This is a genomic window from Photobacterium sp. GSS17, from assembly GCF_028621875.1.
Taxonomy (GTDB): domain Bacteria; phylum Pseudomonadota; class Gammaproteobacteria; order Enterobacterales; family Vibrionaceae; genus Photobacterium; species Photobacterium ganghwense.
Genome location: NZ_CP117517.1, coordinates 2,409,709 through 2,425,873 on the forward strand (window position 1 = coordinate 2,409,709; position 16,165 = coordinate 2,425,873).

General features: G+C 50.0%; 15 protein-coding genes. 5 read left to right on the top strand and 10 right to left on the bottom strand.

Annotated features, from left to right (window positions below; genetic code table 11):
• Positions 1-47: 47 nt before the first annotated feature.
• Positions 48-1,316 (bottom strand): MgtC/SapB family protein, encoded by a 1,269-nt coding sequence (locus tag PGW97_RS10740; RefSeq protein WP_273857299.1) that lies wholly within the window; start codon positions 1,314-1,316, stop codon positions 48-50.
• Positions 1,317-1,505: 189 nt separating this feature from the next.
• Between PGW97_RS10740 and PGW97_RS10745 the strand changes: the two genes are divergently transcribed.
• The gene (locus PGW97_RS10745) at positions 1,506-1,703 is read left to right on the top strand and encodes a hypothetical protein (protein ID WP_273857300.1); all 198 of its coding nucleotides are present in this window, start codon (positions 1,506-1,508) and stop codon (positions 1,701-1,703) included.
• A 45-nt stretch (positions 1,704-1,748) separates the two neighbouring features.
• Here PGW97_RS10745 and pyrF read toward each other — a convergent pair whose 3' ends face one another.
• The 7 genes from pyrF to aroA form a co-directional block, all read right to left on the bottom strand.
• Positions 1,749-2,444 (bottom strand): orotidine-5'-phosphate decarboxylase, encoded by a 696-nt coding sequence (gene pyrF / locus PGW97_RS10750; RefSeq protein ID WP_273857301.1) that lies wholly within the window; start codon positions 2,442-2,444, stop codon positions 1,749-1,751.
• A gap of 233 nt (positions 2,445-2,677) precedes the next feature.
• Positions 2,678-3,847, bottom strand: a complete 1,170-nt coding sequence (gene lapB, locus PGW97_RS10755) for a lipopolysaccharide assembly protein LapB (protein ID WP_273857302.1) — start codon at positions 3,845-3,847, stop codon at positions 2,678-2,680.
• Positions 3,848-3,853: 6 nt separating this feature from the next.
• Complete coding sequence (locus PGW97_RS10760) at positions 3,854-4,138, bottom strand: LapA family protein (protein WP_047883350.1); 285 nt, start codon at positions 4,136-4,138, stop codon at positions 3,854-3,856.
• A gap of 200 nt (positions 4,139-4,338) precedes the next feature.
• Positions 4,339-4,629 (bottom strand): integration host factor subunit beta, encoded by a 291-nt coding sequence (gene ihfB, locus PGW97_RS10765; RefSeq protein WP_273857303.1) that lies wholly within the window; start codon positions 4,627-4,629, stop codon positions 4,339-4,341.
• A gap of 72 nt (positions 4,630-4,701) precedes the next feature.
• Entirely contained in the window at positions 4,702-6,372 is a 1,671-nt protein-coding gene (gene rpsA / locus PGW97_RS10770; protein ID WP_047883348.1) for a 30S ribosomal protein S1, read from the bottom strand.
• Positions 6,373-6,471: 99 nt separating this feature from the next.
• Positions 6,472-7,155 (bottom strand): (d)CMP kinase, encoded by a 684-nt coding sequence (gene cmk, locus PGW97_RS10775; protein WP_273857304.1) that lies wholly within the window; start codon positions 7,153-7,155, stop codon positions 6,472-6,474.
• A gap of 222 nt (positions 7,156-7,377) precedes the next feature.
• Positions 7,378-8,658 carry a 3-phosphoshikimate 1-carboxyvinyltransferase gene (gene aroA, locus PGW97_RS10780; protein WP_273857305.1) on the bottom strand — a complete coding sequence of 427 codons (1,281 nt, stop codon included), beginning with the start codon at positions 8,656-8,658 and terminating at the stop codon, positions 7,378-7,380.
• A gap of 141 nt (positions 8,659-8,799) precedes the next feature.
• Between aroA and PGW97_RS10785 the strand changes: the two genes are divergently transcribed.
• Positions 8,800-9,381, top strand: a complete 582-nt coding sequence (locus tag PGW97_RS10785; protein WP_273857306.1) for a lipocalin family protein — start codon at positions 8,800-8,802, stop codon at positions 9,379-9,381.
• A gap of 100 nt (positions 9,382-9,481) precedes the next feature.
• Here PGW97_RS10785 and serC read toward each other — a convergent pair whose 3' ends face one another.
• Positions 9,482-10,564 carry a 3-phosphoserine/phosphohydroxythreonine transaminase gene (serC, locus tag PGW97_RS10790; protein WP_273857307.1) on the bottom strand — a complete coding sequence of 361 codons (1,083 nt, stop codon included), beginning with the start codon at positions 10,562-10,564 and terminating at the stop codon, positions 9,482-9,484.
• 225 nt (positions 10,565-10,789) lie between these two features.
• Positions 10,790-13,450, bottom strand: coding sequence for a DNA topoisomerase (ATP-hydrolyzing) subunit A (gene gyrA, locus PGW97_RS10795; RefSeq protein WP_047883344.1), 2,661 nt, complete (start codon positions 13,448-13,450; stop codon positions 10,790-10,792).
• Between the two features lie 500 nt (positions 13,451-13,950).
• Between gyrA and PGW97_RS10800 the strand changes: the two genes are divergently transcribed.
• From PGW97_RS10800 to PGW97_RS10810, 3 genes are all read left to right on the top strand, one after another.
• Positions 13,951-14,097, top strand: a complete 147-nt coding sequence (locus PGW97_RS10800; protein ID WP_169776005.1) for a hypothetical protein — start codon at positions 13,951-13,953, stop codon at positions 14,095-14,097.
• Between the two features lie 208 nt (positions 14,098-14,305).
• On the top strand, positions 14,306-15,013 hold the full coding sequence (gene ubiG, locus PGW97_RS10805; protein ID WP_047883343.1) for a bifunctional 2-polyprenyl-6-hydroxyphenol methylase/3-demethylubiquinol 3-O-methyltransferase UbiG: 708 nt from the start codon (positions 14,306-14,308) through the stop codon (positions 15,011-15,013).
• Between the two features lie 280 nt (positions 15,014-15,293).
• Complete coding sequence (locus tag PGW97_RS10810; protein WP_273857308.1) at positions 15,294-15,950, top strand: HAD family hydrolase; 657 nt, start codon at positions 15,294-15,296, stop codon at positions 15,948-15,950.
• Positions 15,951-16,165: the final 215 nt, after the last annotated feature.

A 16,165-nucleotide genomic window follows, 5' to 3' on the forward strand; every position in this document is an offset into this window, starting at 1 on the left:
CTTTGCATGTGCTGGCACTATCCACGTGTCAGCACAACAAACCTTGCTCAGCTCATCAGAACCACAGAGCCCGCCCCCAAAGCCACCGCCAGAAGAATTGGCCAGACCACGAATTTTGCCATTCGGCTATCACCAATAACCACCGCCATTCCCATTTTCACCAAGCTGTTAACCGCCGAGGCAATGAAGATCCCGGTGGCAGCCGTCGTCAGCGTCAATGTGTCGATACTCTGCCGTCCCAATGCCAGCGTGATGGCATCAACATCGGTGATCCCGGAAATCGCCGACAGAATCAGGGTCCCGGTATTGCCAAACCACTGCTGTAATGCGGTCGCCAGCAATATAATCAGCATCAACCCCAAACCAAACATCAAGGCTGAGGAAAGTGCCAACGGGTTTTGTTTCATTTCAGGGTTGGTCTGGCTGTCCATTTTATTTTTTTTCCAGATCCAAGCGGCAGGCAGATAGAAACCGACCATCATGGCCGTCATCGGCAACCAGAGCAGGCTCAACAGCGATGAGTTAATCACGTAACTGATGAACAAAATACGCGGGAACATAGTGCCGCAGCTGAGTAAAATGCCACTCGCGAGCAGCCCACACAACCGAGGCTGCTGTTTGGAAAGGTTAGAAAACTGCAGTGTCAGCGCCGTCGAAGAGCTAAGGCCAGCAAACAGACAGGTCAGCAGAATCCCCTTTTCAGCTCCGCCGATCTTCATGGCGAAGTAGCCGATAAACGAGATACTGGCAATCAGGACAACCATCCACCAGATTTCGTAAGGGTTTATCGCATTAAAAGGGCCCACTTGCTCATTGGGCAACATCGGCAGCATCACCACAGAAATCAGCAGCAGGCGCAAAGCCGCATCCAGCTCGTACTCCTGCAGCTTAGACAGGGCATCATGCAGCTCACGCTTGTTGTCGAGAATAATGGCGGTGATTACCGCAGCAGATGCCGCCAGCGCTGGGTTCTCGACCACGGCCAGTGCGCCAAGCAGAAACGTCAGCAGCATCCCTATCAAGCCGGTAATACTCAAATTCGCCTGGCTCCGCAGACGGTAAGCGTAGGCCACAGTAATGATCACAGCCAGGCCAAGGAAGGACAGCCCCAGAAACAGCTCCGAGTATAAACTGGCTAACAACCCACAAACCCCACCGAGCAGGCCAATCAGTGAATATGTCCGGATGCCTGCCACCCGACTGCCGGCAGCTTCATTACGCTCTACCCAGCCGCGTTGAATACCAATGATCGCCCCCAGCAACAGGGCGATTGCAAGACGAACAAAAGGAGAAGACAGATCCAGGGTGGTTTCCATATCGCGCTTCCGTATCGATGGCTGTCATACCGGATATTGGTATACTCTGACCTTCACTGAGGCGGTTCGGCGTTCGAGCGCACACCTTCAGCATGGCCCCACGCCGATAAGCTTATCGGGGGGCAACTGGGGAACAATACTCAGTTTTGTATTCAGTGTAGGCCGGACAGGAAAAGATAACTGCCTGCTTTGTCACGATTTATCATCAGTGAAGCACATCATAATGCCCTAAAAGGCATGGGCTCGATGACAGTGCCAGTCGAACCATACGGTTCTGCAGCGGCAAGAAGCAAGAAGCAAGAAGCAAGAAGCAAGAAGCAAGAAGCAAGAAGCAAGAAGCAAGAAGCAAGAAGCAAGAAGCAAGAAGCAAGAAGAATAAAACACTGACAGGGCAATGCAACTGGCTCTGAACACCAGAGCCAGTTGATGACATTAAGACAGGCTCTGGTTAATATCAGCCAGCACAGCGGCTGGATCTGCGGCCTGTGTAATCGGACGGCCAATCACCAGATAATCGGAACCCGCCTGTACCGCTTCAACCGGTGTCATCACACGGCGCTGATCACCTGCGGCACTGCCTGCAGGGCGAATACCAGGCGTCACCAGTTTAAATTCAGTACCCAGCTCTGATTTCAGCATGCTGGCTTCCTGAGCAGAACACACGACCCCATCAAGACCGCTGTTTTTCGTCAGACGCGCCAGATTCAGTACATGCTCCTGAGGCTCGGCTGTAATACCAATACCACGCAAATCAGAAGCTTCCATGCTGGTCAGTACAGTCACCGCAATCAGCAACGGACGATCTTTGCCATAAGGCTCAAGAATATCACGTGATGCAGCCATCATACGCTCACCACCGCTGGCATGGACATTGACCATCCATACACCCAGTTCCGCAGCCGCCGCTACCGCGCGGGAACAGGTATTCGGAATGTCATGAAATTTTAGGTCCAGGAATACAGAATGGCCCCGATCATGCAGTTTACGCACAAAATCAGGGCCAAAATAAGTAAACATCTCTTTGCCGACTTTTAATCGACAACTACCCGGCTCAATCCGGTCAACAAAAGCTAAGGCTTCGTCCTGGCTTGGATAGTCGAGTGCAACAATGACTTTTGGATCTAACATGGCATCTCCTGCTGAGTTACGGTTCACAAATCACCCGGCGAGCACAGGCGCGCTGAGGGCGGTCAGGATTGTACAATAAAATGTCCATTTATCGAGAATTTTTTAAGCTTTTCGACAAAAGCACCAAAAGTGACACTTTTCTCAGGAGACCAATCGTTTGTCAGGCGAGGTTAATTGCGAAAAGACTAAATACAAAAAAGCCCGTTCATTGCTGAACGGGCTTTCAAGAATGCTTATTCACCATCAAGACCACGAATCGGTTTGACGGATCCCCACCCTTTACAGGAAGGACACTGCCAGTATAGAGAGTGCGTCGCAAATCCACACTGGCTGCACCGATAATGAGGCTTGGTTTTCAACTGCTCACCAACCAGGCCGCGCAATGTCGACAGGCTGTCTTTCGCCCGCCCTTCTTCGGCTTCGTCCAGGTGGTACTCCATCAGCTGATAAAAACCCTTCATGGTCGGATTTTTCTGGAGCTGCCGGGTCATGAACGTCTGCGCTAAGGTTGATCCCTCACGCTTGGCAATTTCATCAGCTAACATCAGCTCGGCGGTTGAACCAGCTTCATGTTCCACACAATAGTGCAGAAAACGCAGCCAGCCGGCTTCATTATTTGCGGCTTCATAACACTGCAGCAGCAAAGGCAGCGCCTCACCAACGAAGACGATGTCCTGCTCCACCACCTTTTCGAGTTGCTTGGCAGCCGCTTTAAAGTCGTCCTCAGTGATCAGGATTTTCGCCAGCATAATCGTTGCACGAACACAGGATTTATCAACCGACAGGGCTTTTTTCAGCATCTGCTTGGCTTTATCCGGATTTTGCGCACTCATTTCCAGCATCGCCATCTCACACCAGAAGTGAGCAATGTCATGCTTGAGCCGGGATTTCCCCATTTTGACCAGCTGCGTCGCCATTTCAATGGCTTTATCCCACTCGCGGGTCTGCTGGTATATGGTCAGCAGTTGTTGCAGCGCCCCTTTGCGATGATCGGGCTCATCCAGCAGCTGCTCAAAAATTTTCTCGGCCCGGTCAAAAAAGCCGGCGGCCATGTAGTCCTGTGCCAATTGCTGCAAGGCAAGATTGCGCTGGTCAATGGTCAGGTTTGGACGTGCAATAAGGTTTTGGTGAATGCGGATAGCACGATCGACTTCGCCCCGGCTGCGGAACAGATTCCCCAGAGCCAGGTGCGTATCAATTGTTTCACTGTCAACTTGGAGCAGCTCAATAAACACATCAACTGCTTTGTCAGACTGATCTGACAGCAGTAAGTTTAACCCCGTCACGTACTGACGTGACATGTGGTGAGACTGCTCCTGTTGTTTGTTACTAGCGCTCCTGTTACCCATATACCAGCCGTAACCGGCGGCAATCGGCAATAACAGGAACAACAGCTCTAGCATTAACGATTATTCCTTAACAGGCTCAGCGCGTAACTGCTCCAGTTCTTTCTGCTGTTTAGCCACTTTTTTGCCTAGGCGATTTTTAGTGAAGCGGGCTTTCAGATACAGCAGGCCGCAAATCATCCAACCAATGATAAAACCGGCACCGAAGGCAATGCCAAGCAGAGTTGATAACTGGAACTCACCCTGAGCAAGCAAATAGTCAAAATTGACAAGCTGTTGGTTCTGGGCGCCTAACGCAAGGGTAAGTAAAAAGCAGGCAACCAATACGAGAACAGTCAGTATCTTCATCGTGAATCCTTCTCACTCGAATGAAAAATAGATTGTACCTATCTGCTAAAGTAAAAGCTCTATGTTTTAAAAAATTCGCTTACCTGTAAAGGCAGATGGTATGGGCTGATTATGCAGGATTTTGGCTCTACAGACCATGATCAAAACGCATAAAAAAAACGGCACACTTAACAGCATGCCGTTTTTTTATTTATACGCGGTTAACCAATAATTGAAGCGTTAACGCGGTCGCGTAATTCCTTACCTGGTTTAAAGTGAGGAACGTACTTGCCGTCCAACTCAACCTTATCCCCGGTTTTAGGGTTACGACCTATACGTGGAGCGCGGTAATGTAAAGAGAAGCTACCAAAGCCACGGATTTCAATACGGTCACCTTCAGCGAGCGTTGAAGCCATGTGCTCAAGGATTTCCTTGATTGCATCTTCTACCTGTTTGGCAGAAAGATGTGTTTGTTGACTGCATAGTCTTTCAATTAATTCAGACTTTGTCATAAACACTCCGTTTTTAGTATGTTTCTCAATAGTATAACCGCTTAGGGGGAAAAATGATCCCCCTATGCTCAATTATTCGCCTTTAGCAGCTTTGAAAGCGTCAGCCATAGCGTTACCGAACGCAGCATCATCTTGCTTGTTCAGTGCAGCCATTGCTTCTTGCTCTTCAGCAACGTCTTTAGCGCGAACTGACAGGTTGATTACGCGGTTCTTACGATCAACGCCTGTGAATTTAGCTTCAACAGAATCGCCAACAGACAGAACCAGAGTTGCGTCTTCAACACGGTCAACAGAAGCTTCAGATGCACGCAGGTAACCTTCAACACCTTCAGCCAGCTCAACAGTTGCGCCTTTTGCGTCAACAGCAGTAACTGTACCAGTTACCAGAGCGCCTTTCTTGTTCATAGCAACGAAGCCGTTGAACGGATCTTCTTCGATTTGCTTGATGCCCAGAGAGATGCGCTCACGCTCAGCGTCAACAGCCAGAACAACTGCAGAGATTTCGTCGCCTTTCTTGAAGTCACGAACAGCGTCTTCGCCTGCAACATTCCAAGAAATGTCAGACAGGTGAACCAGACCGTCGATGCCGCCGTCAAGACCGATGAAGATACCGAAGTCAGTGATTGACTTGATCTTACCAGTTACGCGATCGCCTTTAGCTTGCATTTCTGCAAATGACTGCCATGGGTTCGCTTTACACTGTTTCAGACCTAGGCTGATACGACGACGTTCTTCGTCGATATCCAGAACCATAACTTCAACTTCATCGCCCACGTTAACAACTTTAGATGGGTGGATGTTCTTGTTAGTCCAATCCATCTCAGAAACGTGTACCAGACCTTCAACGCCTTCTTCGATTTCAACGAAGCAGCCGTAGTCAGTCAGGTTAGTTACGCGACCAGACAGCTTAGTGCCTTCTGGGTAACGCTTAGCGATAGCTACCCATGGATCTTCGCCCAGTTGCTTAAGGCCTAGTGATACGCGAGTACGCTCACGGTCGAACTTAAGAACTTTAACGTTGATCTCGTCGCCAACATTAACGATTTCAGATGGGTGCTTAACGCGTTTCCAAGCCATGTCAGTGATGTGCAGAAGACCGTCAACACCACCCAGATCTACGAACGCACCGTAGTCAGTCAGGTTCTTAACGATACCTTTAACTTCCATGCCTTCTTGTAGAGAAGCCAGCAGTTCGTCACGCTCAACGCTGTTTTCAGATTCGATAACTGCGCGGCGAGAAACAACTACGTTGTTACGCTTCTGGTCTAGCTTGATTACTTTGAACTCTAGCTCTTTGTTTTCCAGGTGAGCAGTGTCACGAACTGGACGAACGTCAACCAGTGAACCTGGTAGGAACGCACGGATACCGTTCAGTTCAACTGTGAAGCCGCCTTTAACTTTACCGTTGATGATACCAACAACAGTTTCAGCGTCTTCGTAAGCTTTCTCTAGAACGATCCAAGCTTCGTGGCGCTTCGCTTTCTCACGAGAAAGCTTAGTTTCACCAAAGCCGTCTTCAACAGCGTCAAGAGCAACGTCAACTTCTGCACCGATTTCGATTTCAATTTCGCCAGCAGCGTTCTTGAATTCTTCAGCAGGGATAGAAGACTCAGACTTCAGGCCTGCGTCAACCAGTACATAACCGTTTTCGATAGCTACAACAGTACCTTTAACGATGGCACCTTGACGTGTTTCTACTTCTTTTAGTGACTCTTCAAAGAGCTGAGCAAAAGATTCAGTCATTATTCAATCTTCAATTTAATAAACAACCACGGGTATCCTACCGCATGGGGTTGATAGTAAAGTCAGTTTTCATCCGTGAAACCGACGCGATCATACTGATTACTCAGCAGATAATTTCTGTTCAATATACGCTAATGCCTGTTCGGTCACTTGCTCTATTGACATCTCAGTAGAGTCTAGCACCAAAGCATCAGCTGCGGGACGTAACGGCGCAACCGCACGATTGCGATCTCGATAGTCACGTTCCTGAATTTCTTTCAAAAGGTGGTCAAAGTTAACATCTAAGCCTTTCTGTTGCAACTGCTTCATACGACGTTCTGCACGTTCCTCTGCACTTGCATCAAGGAAGATTTTCACTTCAGCCTGCGGGAAAACTACGGTTCCCATATCTCGTCCGTCAGCGACCAGACCCGGTGCTTCGCTGAAAGCACGCTGACGTCGCAGCAGCGCTTCACGCACGCGAGGCAGTGCCGCAACTTTGGAGGCAGCCATGCCGGTTTCTTCTTTACGAAGTTCGCCGGAAACATCTTCACCTTCCAGGATCACCTTCACCAACTCGCCTTCCGCAATGAATTCAACATCCAGATGCGCCGCCAGTGGTACCAGGGCATCTTCTGATTCCAGATCAACGCCGTGATGGATAGCCGCCAGAGCCAACACACGATAAATCGCACCTGAATCCAGAAGCTTCCAGCCCAGTTTTTCTGCCAACAGCATACACAGTGTGCCTTTACCGGCACCGCTTGGTCCATCGACAGTGATCACTGGCGCGTGAGTAGACATAGGTTTTCTCCGAACTTGTTCTAATGTAAGCAGTAATACGCATCTGCGCGAGCCAGACGGGCAACACTGATGCGTATTACCGCTCCCAAGCGGGGCCATAGTATACGGGAAAATAGGCGGTGATACCAATCTGTAATCCGGTTATCTTCTGGACCATTAACGAATAAAAAAACAACCCGCCGTGATGGCGGGTTGTCGGACAACGGTCTGAAATTGTGCCAATTACTGACTAAGAATGGCCAGTTTATCAAAGTAATCCGGGAAGGTTTTTGACGTACACTTCGGATCATTGATGGTTACCGGCGTATCACTTAATGCCACCAGCGAGAAACACATTGCGATACGGTGATCGTCGTAAGTATCGATGGCCGCATGCTGCAACTGAGCCGGCGGTGTGATAGTGATGAAATCTTCACCCTCTTCCACTTCCGCGCCCACTTTACGCAGCTCGGTTGCCATGGCACTGAGACGGTCAGTTTCTTTGACGCGCCAGTTGTACACATTGCGAATTGCGGTCGTACCTTCCGCAAACAACGCCGCAGTAGCGATGGTCATGGCAGCATCAGGGATGTGGTTGAAGTCCATATCAATGGCTTTTAATTCACCTTTGCGGGCAATTACATAGTCATCGCCCCATTCGATGTCAGCCCCCATCGCCGCCAGTGCGTCGGCAAACTGCACATCACCCTGAATACTTTTCTTGCCGATACCGGTGACTTTCACTTCACCACCGCGAATTGCGGCGGCAGCAAGGAAGTAAGACGCTGAGGACGCATCACCTTCCACCAGAAACTCACCCGGCGACTGGTAACTTTGCCCGCCTTTAACGATAAAGGCCTGGTAGTTCTGATTTTCCACGTTCACGCCAAACTGAGCCATGATATGCAGAGTGATATCAATATAAGGCTTGGAAACCAGATCGCCGATAATGCGAATTTCGGTATCCGCTTCAGCCAGCGGGGCCGCCATCAGAAACGCGGTCAGGAACTGGCTGGAAATCGAACCGTCAATCTCAACCCTGCCACCTTTCAGTCCGGTTCCGGTTATGTTCAGCGGCGGAAAACCATCGTTTTCCAGATAGGTGATATCTGCACCGGCAGCACGCAGCGCATCAACCAAATGGCCAATCGGGCGCTCTTTCATACGCGGTTCGCCGGTCAGGATGTACTCCCCTTGCCCGAGGCAAAGAGCCGCTGCCAGCGGACGCATCGCCGTACCGGCATTTCCCAGAAACAGCTCCAGGGGCTGAGCAGAATGAAATGCACCGCTCACTCCCGTCACTTCGCAAACAGTTTTATCGTCGGACAACTGGTAGTTCACACCCAACAAGCTCAGGGCATTGAGCATATGACGAATATCGTCACTGTCGAGCAGATTGGTCAGGCGGGTTGTCCCATTTGCTAACGCAGCCAACAGCAAGGCGCGGTTGGAAACACTTTTTGAACCCGGCAGGTTCACAGTACCATTGATCTTGTTTATCGGCTGTAACGTTAAACTTTCCATCTGTATTATCTTTAATCCTGTTTGGTCACAGTCTCAGCAGAGTAACCAATAATATGGCGGTTCGCCAGTCCTGTTTAAGGTCTAATTTTGCTGTTTTGACCCGTTAGTGCGCTTTTTTCCGCAAACTTATCAGGAGATACCATGAACTGGCTGATGTGCCTTTGTCGAAAACAACGTGATCGATTCATCATTCCCTTGTTTGCACTATTCTTTTTGCAGGGATGTACCGGAATACCGGACAACATTCAGCCAGTCTCATCTTTTGATCTGAACCGTTACCTGGGAACCTGGTATGAAATTGCCCGGCTGGATCACTCTTTTGAACGCGGCCTGACCCAAGTCTCCGCAACATATGAAAAGAATAGTGATGGCTCAATCAGCGTGCTGAACCGTGGTTATGACCCAAGTCATCAAGAATGGAAGCAGGCTGAGGGGCGCGCCGTTTTTGTCGGTGAGCCAAACAAAGCACACCTGAAAGTTTCATTCTTTGGCCCGTTTTACAGCAGCTATGTGGTGTTTTATCTGGAGCCGGATTATTCAGTGGCACTCGTCAGTGGCTACAATAAGGAATATTTCTGGATTCTCGCCCGTCAACCGTCATTAACAGAGACGCAGCTGGGCAATTACCTGCAGCGGGCTCGGGAGGCTGGTTTTGCCGTCGACAACCTGATCTACCCCCAACCGCCGCTGAAATCAAAAGCATCTGTTGAGAATAAAATTTAAGGCTAAGAGCAGAAAACGGCGCCGCAGTCCTGCATGGCAAAAGAAAAAGCCGCACTCGGCGGCTTTTTACTTGTACACATATGTCGTCTCACGACTTCACTCAGGCATTGCCCTGCTCAAACTTCACCATGAAGTCGACCAGAGCCTGAACACCTTCAATCGGCATTGCGTTGTAGATAGACGCACGCATTCCACCGACCGCGCGGTGCCCTGCCAGCGCCTTCAGACCCGCCGCTTCAGCCTGCTCCAGGAACAGGGCATCAAGTTCAGGGTTCTTCAGCTGGAACGGGACATTCATCAGAGAACGGTTGTCCGAATGGACCTCATTACGGTAAAACTCTGACTGATCGATGTAATCGTAAAGTACCTTGGCTTTGGCTTCATTGCGTTTTTGCATTTCTGCCACACCGCCAATGGATTTCAGCCACTTGAAGACTTCACCGGCCAGGTACCAGGCAAATGTCGGCGGGGTGTTAAACATCGACTCTTTATCGACCTGTACGGTGTAATCCAGCACGCTTGGCAGGGCAGCTCTGGCTTTACCCAGCAGATCATCACGGACAATCACAATCGTCAGACCGGCAGGACCGATGTTCTTCTGTGCGCCAGCATAGATTACCCCATATTTGGAGACATCAATTTCACGCGACAGAATTGTTGAGGACAAGTCCGCGACAATCGGTTTATCGGTAACAGGCAAGTCACGGATTTCAATCCCGTCGATAGTTTCGTTCGGGCAGAAATGCACAAATGCTGCACCATCTGACAGCGGCCATTGTGCGGCAGGCAGCACTGCACGTTTACCGTCTTTTTCACAGGTAATATCAATGATATTCGGCGAACAGTATTTTTCCGCCTCTTCGGCCGCGCTATGAGCCCAGTAGCCACCATCCACATAATCGGCACTGCTGGCCTCACCCAACAGGTTCAGCGGTACAGCCGCAAACTGAGCACGAGCCCCGCCATGGCAGAACAGAACGTGGTAATTATCAGGGATGGACAGCAGGTCACGCAGGTCTTGCTCGGACTGCTTGGCGACGACTACGAACTCTTTGCTGCGGTGACTGATTTCCATCACCGATGTGCCCAGTCCATTCCAGTCGATCAGCTCTTGCTGTGCTTTTTTTAAAACCTCTGCCGGGATCATTGCCGGTCCGGCGCAAAAATTATAAACCTGCTCCATGATGAAAGACTTGCTCCTGCTATAAAACATGGGGTTACATTATAGTTGCGACACAAGTCACAAATGTTTTCTGACAGTTTGTGACCAGGATCGAATACCTGTTTTTACACCTTTATGACGGCGCTGAAAAGGGTTTCATGACGAATTCCTTCATCCTCTTTTTTCAGCCATAAAAAAACGCAGCCCGAAGGCTGCGTTTAATACATGAAGATACACACTCAGGGATTATTCCTGATCGGTATCCTGCTCAGCAGAATCATCATTGCCAGCATCTTCGTCAGATACTGATGACTCAGTGCTGTCAGCCTCGTTCTCAGCGTTAATCACGTCGCCTTCGAGAGCATCATTCAGCTCATCTTCTTCAGGCTCTTCGATACGCTGCAGACCAACAACCTGCTCGTCTTCTGAAGTACGAATCAGCGTCACACCCTGGGTGTTTCGGCCAACACGGCTCACTTCCGCCACTCGGGTACGAACCAGCGTACCGCCATTGGTGATCATCATGAACTCGTCGCCGTCCAGTACCTGGATAGCACCGACAACGCTACCGTTACGCTCGGTCACTTTGATCGATACCACGCCCTGAGTAGCACGGCTCTTCGCCGGGTACTCAAGCAGCTCAGTACGCTTACCAAAGCCGTTTTCGGTCACAGTCAAGACATCGCCGTCGTTATGAGGAACGATCAGTGACACCACTTTGTCGTTCTCTGCCAGCTTAATACCGCGTACACCTGCCGCAGTACGGCCCATGCCACGAACCTGCTCTTCAGAGAAACGTACCACTTTACCGGCTTTCGAGAACAGCATGATGTCATCGCCGCCAGCGGTGATATCAACACCGATCAGGGAGTCGCCATCACGCAGGTTCACTGCAATGATACCGGCGCTACGCGGACGGCTGAAATCAGTCAGCGGGGTCTTCTTCACGGTACCGTCAGCGGTAGCCATGAAGATAAACTTGTTCTCTTCGTATTCTTTCACCGGCAGGATGGCAGTAATACGCTCACCTTCTTCCAGCGGCAGAATGTTCACGATCGGCTTACCACGTGCAGTCCGGCTGGCCTGTGGCAACTGGTATACTTTCAGCCAGTACATACGGCCGCGGCTTGAGAAGCACAGAATGGTATCGTGCGTATTCGCCACCAGCAGACGTTCGATGAAGTCTTCATCCTTCATACGGGTGGCTGCTTTACCTTTACCGCCACGACGCTGTGCTTCATAGTCGCTCAGCACCTGGTATTTCACGTAACCTTCATGAGACAGAGTTACCACAACATCTTCCTGAGTGATCAGGTCTTCCAGATCGATATCATGGCTGGCCGCAGTGATTTCAGTACGACGAGGGTCGTTAAACTGCTCTTTCACCGCTTCCAGTTCTTCACGAATCACTTCCATCAGACGCTCAGAACTACCCAGGATGTGCAGCAATTCTGCAATTTCACCCAGCAGAGTTTTGTACTCGTCGAGGATTTTCTCGTGCTCAAGGCCTGTCAGCTTGTGCAGACGCAGATCCAGAATAGCTTGCGCCTGTTGCTCAGTCAGGAAGTACTGACCGTCACGGATACCGTATTGCGGTTCCAGCCACTCAGGACGCGCCGCATCAGTACCGGCACGTTCCAGCATTGCCGCAACGTTGCCCAGGTCCCAACCGCGAGCGATCAGACCGGCACGGGCTTCCGCTGGTGTCGGTGCTTTACGGATCAGGTCGATGATTTCATCGATGTTAGCCAGCGCCAGTGCCAGACCTTCAAGGATGTGGGCACGTTCACGGGCTTTACGTAGTTCAAAAATCGTACGACGTGTCACCACTTCACGGCGGTGGTTCACGAAGCACTTCAGCATCTCTTTCAGGTTGAACGTTTTAGGCTGACCGTTATCCAGGGCCACCATGTTGATACCGAAAGTTGTTTGCAGCTGAGTTTGTGCGTACAGGTTATTCAGTACCACTTCGCCCACAGCATCGCGCTTACATTCGATAACGATGCGCATACCGTCTTTATCAGACTCGTCGCGCAGCGCACTGATGCCTTCAACTTTCTTCTCTTTAACCAGTTCAGCGATCTTTTCAATCAGACGTGCTTTGTTCACCTGGTACGGGATCTCAGTAACAATGATGCTTTCGCGGCCATTTTTGTCACTTTCGATATCCGCTTTAGAGCGCATGTAAACTTTACCGCGACCGGTCTTATAGGCATCAATGATACCTTTACGGCCACTAATCATCGCAGCAGTCGGGAAGTCCGGACCTGGAATGTATTCCATCAGCTGATCGATAGTGATGCTTTCATCATCGATATACGCCAGACAGCCGTCGATCACTTCACCCAGGTTATGAGGAGGAATGTTGGTTGCCATACCTACCGCGATACCTGACGAACCGTTCACCAGTAGGTTAGGAATCTTCGTTGGCAGTACCGCAGGGATTTGTTCTGTACCGTCGTAGTTAGGTACGTAGTCAACCGTTTCTTTTTCCAGATCAGCCAGCAGCTCGTGGGCAATCTTGGACATACGTACTTCGGTATAACGCATTGCAGCGGCGGAGTCGCCATCGATCGAACCGAAGTTACCCTGACCATCTACCAGCATGTAGCGAAGCGAGAAAGGTTGCGCCATACGTACAATCGTGTCGTATACCGCACTGTCACCATGGGGGTGATATTTACCGATTACGTCACCGACCACACGGGCAGATTTTTTATATGCTTTATTCCAGTCATTGCCCAATACATTCATCGCGAACAAAACGCGACGGTGTACCGGCTTAAGGCCATCACGCACATCAGGAAGAGCACGACCCACGATAACGGACATCGCGTAGTCGAGATACGAGCCTTTCAGCTCTTCTTCAATGTTTACGGGCGTGATCTCTTTTGCAAGATCGCTCATGGAGCCAATATCCCTCAGGTAATTTCTGTCGTATACGTATACCAAACGGCATAGCTATCACATATTTAGAGTTATCACACGTCAGGACGGGCCTTCGTGATGTGATACCTATAGCGTTTGGAACCATACGTGCAAGGTGCGAGAATATAGCATATTTCAGTCTAGATAGGCACACCTTTCACTATGATGTTGTGAGTAATTTAGCGGATTAGTAAAAAATCGAAAGTGCTTATTTATCAAATTGGCACAGAACAGTTCACTTTTCACCCAACCCCTGTTTTTTGCGACTTTTCCTGTTTTGTACCGAATCAGACTAAATTGCAACCAGTTGTAAATTAGCGATCGATGCGGCAGTTTCACACTTTTGTCACCAAGCTGTTCAGAGTCTGAACGTGAAACCTGATCCTTATCAACATTGCCCTTTTTTCACCCGCTACAATAATCCTGTATCGCGATATTTGTGTTTTTCTACAACCCGTTACATTTAAGCGGAGGTCTGTATGTTAAGCCAAGCTATCAATACCATCGGCATGTGCATTATGGGTGGGAAATACCTGCTTATTGTGATTTTAGCCGCCACTATGCTGTTATCCGGTAACGTTCAGGCAGAAATGCTGGCATTCAGCCACCTGGACCCGACGGAGTAATTACACTGCTCACCCGTGACAGGGCTAATGAACCCGGTCGTTTTACCATCGGCTCACTGGCTGTCGGCCTGTCACCTTACTAAACCAACCTTAAATCAAAAGATGGCGCGCCTGGATCACGCTCCGGGCGGTTTTTCACACTACTGTATTACCTCTGGAACGGTTTTCGCTATAATGCGGTCATTAATAAGGAATATGGCAATATCAGATGACTAAGCAGTTAAACGTCGATCCGGCTGAAATCAGTAAATTCGAAGAGATGGCGTCCCGCTGGTGGGATCTCGAAGGTGAATTCAAGCCGCTACACCAAATTAACCCGTTACGCCTGAACTTCGTCATGGATCATGCCGGTGGTCTGTTTGGCAAAAAAGTGCTGGATGTCGGCTGCGGCGGCGGCATTCTGGCTGAAAGTATGGCCGTTGAAGGTGCTGAAGTAACCGGTCTGGACATGGGTAAAGAGCCTCTGACGGTCGCCCGACTGCACGCCCTTGAAACCGGCACTAAGCTGGAGTACGTCCAGCGGACGGCGGAAGAGCAAGCAGAAATGTTCCCTGAAACCTACGACGTCGTTACCTGCATGGAGATGCTGGAACACGTCCCACAGCCAGCTTCTGTCATTGCCGCTTGTGCCAAAATGGTTAAACCGGGCGGCCACGTGTTCTTCTCGACCCTGAACCGCAATCTGAAATCGTACCTGTTTGCGATTGTCGGTGCCGAGCAACTGCTGAAGCTAGTGCCTAAAGGCACTCATGATCACGAGAAGTTTATCCGTCCTTCAGAGCTGCTGGCGATGATCGACAACACACCGCTGCAGGAACGTCACATCACGGGTTTGCACTACAATCCGCTGACTGATAAGTACTGGCTGGGCAAAAACGTGGACGTGAACTACATCGTTCATACCGTGAAGCTTTAAAACGATCACGCTCATTTGGCAAAGAATCCGCAGGGACTTTCTCAAGATCGCTGCCAAAGACTTTGCCAAAAACAAGCCACACATTAACAGCTGCGGGCATCGCCTCTTCGGCACTGCTTCTTCGGTATTGCTTCTTCGGCATGACTCCGCAGCTGTTTTGACATCGCGAAAAGATGTTACCAACAGAAAGATGTCACTCGCAGGAAACCTGCGTCCCCTTGCTTCGCCCTGATGCCAGCCACTACACTAATGTCAGTTTGTCATTACAAGGAAACGTACCATGGCATCAACGATCAAGGCTGTCCTGTTTGATTTGGACGGCACCCTTCTCGACACCGCACCAGACATGGCTAACGCCGCTAACCGGGTACTCGCCGACTATGATCATCCCCCGCTGTCTGATGAACAAATTCGTGCCAACACCAGCTACGGTGCCCGGGGATTGCTGACCGCCGGTTTCGGCACAATTCCGTCGCACCTCGATATACATCAGCTACGCCTGCAATTTCTTGACTACTACGAGCAAAATATCTGCGTTAATACGTCGCTGTATCATGGTATTAGCCCGATGCTGACAGCGCTTGATAACATGCAGCTGCCATGGGGGATCATGACCAATAAACCCGGTTTTCTTACTGAGTTGCTTTTGCCGTTTTTCCCGGAACTGATGCGCGCACGCGTCATCGTATGCGGCGATACTCTGTCAGTCGCCAAGCCCCATCCGGCTCCCCTGCTGCATGCCTGTGAAATGATGGGAATTCAGCATCAGCATTGCGCCTATATTGGTGACATCGAAAAAGACATGATTGCCGCCAGAGCAGCCAGTATGCCGGGCTATGTGGCCGGATGGGGATATATTGGCGCTGACCATACGCCACAGGCATGGCAGGCAACGGGGATTTTATCCCACCCGGGAGATCTACTTTCCATTTTATAAACCCCGTTTTTACGGGCTAACTAGCCAAGAAATAACCAGAAAATTTTGTATCATCCGACCTGTACAATGAGGGTCAAAAATCAAGGATTTTTTTTTCGGCGCCCCCAAATTCGGGGCGAATTTTTTTTGCATTTTTCTATGATATTGTCAGACCTGCGCAAATCGGTTAGTTGGCACTAACTAAAAATTATAAGTCCCCATGTTATCCACAGCCG